At 27.7% G+C, this 4,291-nt stretch carries 3 protein-coding genes; all 3 read left to right on the forward strand.

What is annotated here, in order from left to right; translation table 11 throughout:
* A partial coding sequence (locus AABL81_RS13460) for a hypothetical protein (protein WP_341341318.1) occupies positions 1-449 on the forward strand: 449 nt, incomplete at its 5' end.
* 841 nt (positions 450-1,290) lie between these two features.
* A complete protein-coding gene (locus AABL81_RS13465) occupies positions 1,291-2,373 on the forward strand; it encodes a replication initiation protein (protein WP_341341319.1) in 1,083 nt (360 codons plus the stop codon).
* 233 nt (positions 2,374-2,606) lie between these two features.
* Complete coding sequence (locus AABL81_RS13470) at positions 2,607-4,148, forward strand: hypothetical protein (RefSeq protein WP_341341320.1); 1,542 nt, start codon at positions 2,607-2,609, stop codon at positions 4,146-4,148.
* Positions 4,149-4,291: the final 143 nt, after the last annotated feature.

The raw sequence follows: 4,291 nt of genomic DNA on the forward strand, positions 1-4,291 counted from the left end.
GACAAATAGGAATTCTTGAAGGAAAAATATATAATGAAATTAATTTTTCTACTTTGTTTTCACTAAAAACAAGTATTGGTCTTGTAGGAGGAATTGATAATTCTGATTTTTTTTTATCATCAAAAATAGAACTAAATCCTAAATGGAATTATAATAAAAATAAAAGATTTTCAAATAATAAAAACATCTTATACAACTCCTCTAACTATATATCATTAAATACCTCATATACTCCTAAATGGTCCACATTGGATGATTATAAAGATAGAGATATAGAGAAAATATCTATTATACCTACTTTTGGTATAAAACGAAATTTCAATAAGAACATTAATTATGAGTTTTTCTTTGGTATAGGATATGAGCGTTTTTTAAATACAAAAACAATAAACTCTAAAGAAAATAAACTAGGAATCCAGTTAGGAGCTTTAATAGGATTCGATTTATAAAAAAAAAAGGCTAATTCTTTTGAGTTAGCTCCTTTCTTTTTTATTATTTCTAATATATTACTAAATAAGTTTTTTTTCTGTTTAATATGGGGAGTTCCGCCCCCTCCTCCACTTTTGTGGCAATAAGTATTTGCTTTACAAATACACATCTTGCAATCTAAAAAAACGACTATTTAAAATCGTGTTTAGTGAAGAGAAAAATATTATCTCTATATCTTATAAACAAATTTATCGCACAAAAAAAAGAGGAGGAAACCTCCTCTTTTTTTGTGTGAAATTTTTATACAAATCTATAAATACACAAATCTATAATTATAAACTTGTCTTGTTCGAAAAAACCTAAAAACAAGCGTCACAAATAATATTTTTCTCTTCACTAAACACGATTTTAAAAGTTTTAGTATTCAATAAGTCATAATTAAATAGCTAATACATTGACAATCAACATACATAATGATTCGATGTATCACGCCCCCTTATTTACTTAGGTATGATTTGATTTGATTTTTTTCTTTCACTACTGACAAAATGACATAAAATACTGGATTTCAATACATTAACTTCCTTAAAAAGACTATAATTATAAATAAAATAATCATAGCTTATAGATTATAACTTATCCAGCTTTTTACAAATCTTCGGGAAGCCCTTATTTTATTGGGAGTTTGAGCGTTTTTAGATTTCTGAACTATGAGTTTTTGAATGGTTAACTATGAGTTTTTGAATGGTTCTATATACTTTTAACTATGAGTTTTTGAATGGTTTATATGAATTGTATTTATGTAACTCATATTTATACTTATATTTGCATTCAATGACTCATATTAACCAACTTAACAATATGATTATAAACAACAAAGAAGTATTACAAAGCTACATACTTACTACTGCTAAGTATGATTATTCAGTGTATGAAAAACGTATTTTATATCGTATTGTAGAACTGTTGCAGGCTATGACAGAGGGTAAAAAACTAAACCAACGTTATAGTGTTCAAATAACCACTTTAGAAGATTACGATATAACAATGCCTATATCTGCGGTATTGGCTGACGAAAAAGATGAAAACTATACCCGAATAAAAAATGCTTTCACAAGCTTGCAAAAGAAAATTATACAATATGAAGATAAGAAGTCTTGGCAATCTTTAAATCTCTTGGAACGCCCTAAGATTATCAAAGATGGGGGAAACTCGGTTGTGTCTTTCCGTTTGTCGCCTTTAATTGCTGAATGTTTTATGGACTTCTCTAAAGGTTATCGCAAATATGAACTTGCAACTGCAATGCTCTTTCAAAGTGAGTATTCAATGCGTTTTTATGAGCTGTTTTCAAACCAAGCTAAGCCTATTAATTACAGTATTGATACACTCAAAGAAATGTTTGGAATTACCAATAAATATAAACTTACCGCTGACTTTTTGCGTTATGTTGTAGAGCCTGCAAAAAAAGAACTTGACGAAAAAAGCCCTTATACATTCATCTATAAGCCACTTAAAACGGGGCGTAAAATCACGTCTTTACAGTTTATCCCTATCTACCAAGCCGATAAAGAAAATCACGCTTTAAAAGGCAAGAAATTAGGCAAACAGATGTCAACACGCTTTTATCTTGAGCCAACGGATAAGGAGTATTTAATGGCTCAATACGCATTCACAGAAAAAGAGATAAAAAACAACTGCGATTTATTCGAGAGTTTATATCAAGTTTTAGAAAAAGGCGAATTAATAGATAAATTAGCTGATTTAAGACGATTTGCGAGCGAAACTAATAATCCGAAAGGATATGTTATAAAATCGCTTAAAAAGCTCTTAGATGATACGCAAAATGCTTTGTTGAAAAAGAAACAAGCAATTGAAAAAGGCGTAAACGATAAAAGGGTAAAAGAAAGTCAAAGTTTAGCCAATGTATTGGCAAACTTCAAGTAATCATGAACAATGACAGATTTTTATATAATGTAAAAAACACCTCTTATCATTATATTTTAATTAACAATTAAACAAAAAAATAAAATCAATATAAATATGTTTTTTTTTAAAAAAATAAAACTTATGTTACCAAATACATATCTAAAACAATAAAAAATTTATTTAATGTTCGTTTTGATTGTTCATAAATAATATTACATTTACTTAATATTAACACTTAATAAATATTGCTTATGAAAAAAATTTTACTAACATTATTTACCTCAGTATTGCTGTTTTCTTGTAGCTCTGAATATGATAAATCCCCAGATAAAGACTCTAATATAGAGGTAATTGGTAATATGCTAAAATTTAACTCCGTAGATGAGTTTAGAAAAATTTATGAAAAAATAAAAGAAGAAAAAGATTCTTCTTTTTCATTAGATAATATGGGAGGAAAGTCATTTAAGTCTCTAATGGATTCTACTATAGAAAATCAAAATTTTAATTATTCTAAAAGTGTATTAAATGATGATGATGATGATGAACCTTTTGATCCAAACGAGGATACTTCAGGAGATCCTGAAGAAATTGAAGATTTTATATTAGATGATGATTTCGCTAAATTATTAAACGATAAAGGAGAAATAAAAATAGGTGATGATATTTATAAATACACTGATGTAGGTTTATTTAGAACTCATGAATCTAAGTATTCTGCTTTAATAGCTTATCTTAATAATGAAAAAATAAAATTATACCCAGAAAAAACTTCCATAGAAGTAATTAAAAAGCATTTAAACAGCTATACTGATGGTGATTTTTCTGTAATAAACAATGATGTAGAATATTTTTACTCTACATATGCTATGCTCCCAACTCCTTATGATCCAGATAAAGATGGAGGTACTGGTGGAGGTACTGGTGGAGGTACTGGTGGAGATAACTATGCGCCTTCTCATTATGATAGTAAATTCCAAGAAGGATTAAGAAATCTTGAAACAAGAAAAATTCACAAAAATATTATAGGTAACATCTTTGGAAATGAAAACTATGTGACATTTTACAAATATAAGTCTAACAGTAGAATCAAAGTGAAATATTATTATCAAAACTATTTCCTTGCATTTAGTGTTGGTACTAAAGTTAAAAATCAAAAAAAAGGTTGGACTGGTATTTGGAGAGCACAAAAAACAGGTAATCTTGCTATGGGTATAAAATCCATGTCTTGGGAATTTCCTTCAATGAATACTGTTTTTATGAAAAATCACACTACTCCGCCGCCACCTTTGTTTTTTGCAAACGACAAAATTTATAAACTTGAAAAAAATGGTTCAGTTTTTAATATCACTGGTCAACAGAAGAAAGATTTTCCTTCTCTTCCTCCTTTTTTCTATAAAACAGTAGATGCTGTAGTAGAAATGGTATTACCAAGTGATAACATCACTAAGGAACAAATTGATCTTATTTTTTATAAAGATATTTTAGGAGCTGTTGTTAAAGTATTAAAATCTGAACAAAAAAAAGTTGCTGTTATTGTAGGTGTAAATGATAAATTTATTTTAAATTATTATGATTTATCAACTATAAAGAGCAATACAAGTTCTATATCTAAGACATTCGACTGGGGACTTATGTCTCCTCCTGTTACTTATGTTTTTGGAACTGGTTTTAATTTTGATTATAAAAATATTTTAAAAACTACTATTGATTTTAAAAATAATCAACCTGTAAAATTAGATATGTATGGAATGGTCTATGATGGTAAATGGAAAGGCGTTTCTTTAAAATTTTAAGTCATGAAGAAATATATCATATTAGCTTTGTTAATATCTCCTTTATTTTGTTTTTCTCAAAATAAAGGAGAGGTAAGTTTTTGGGGAGGACAAATAGGAATTCTTGAAGGAAAAATATATAATGAAATTAATTTTTCTACTTT

Source organism: Myroides sp. C1519 (genome assembly GCF_038039755.1).
Taxonomy (GTDB): domain Bacteria; phylum Bacteroidota; class Bacteroidia; order Flavobacteriales; family Flavobacteriaceae; genus Flavobacterium; species Flavobacterium phaeum_A.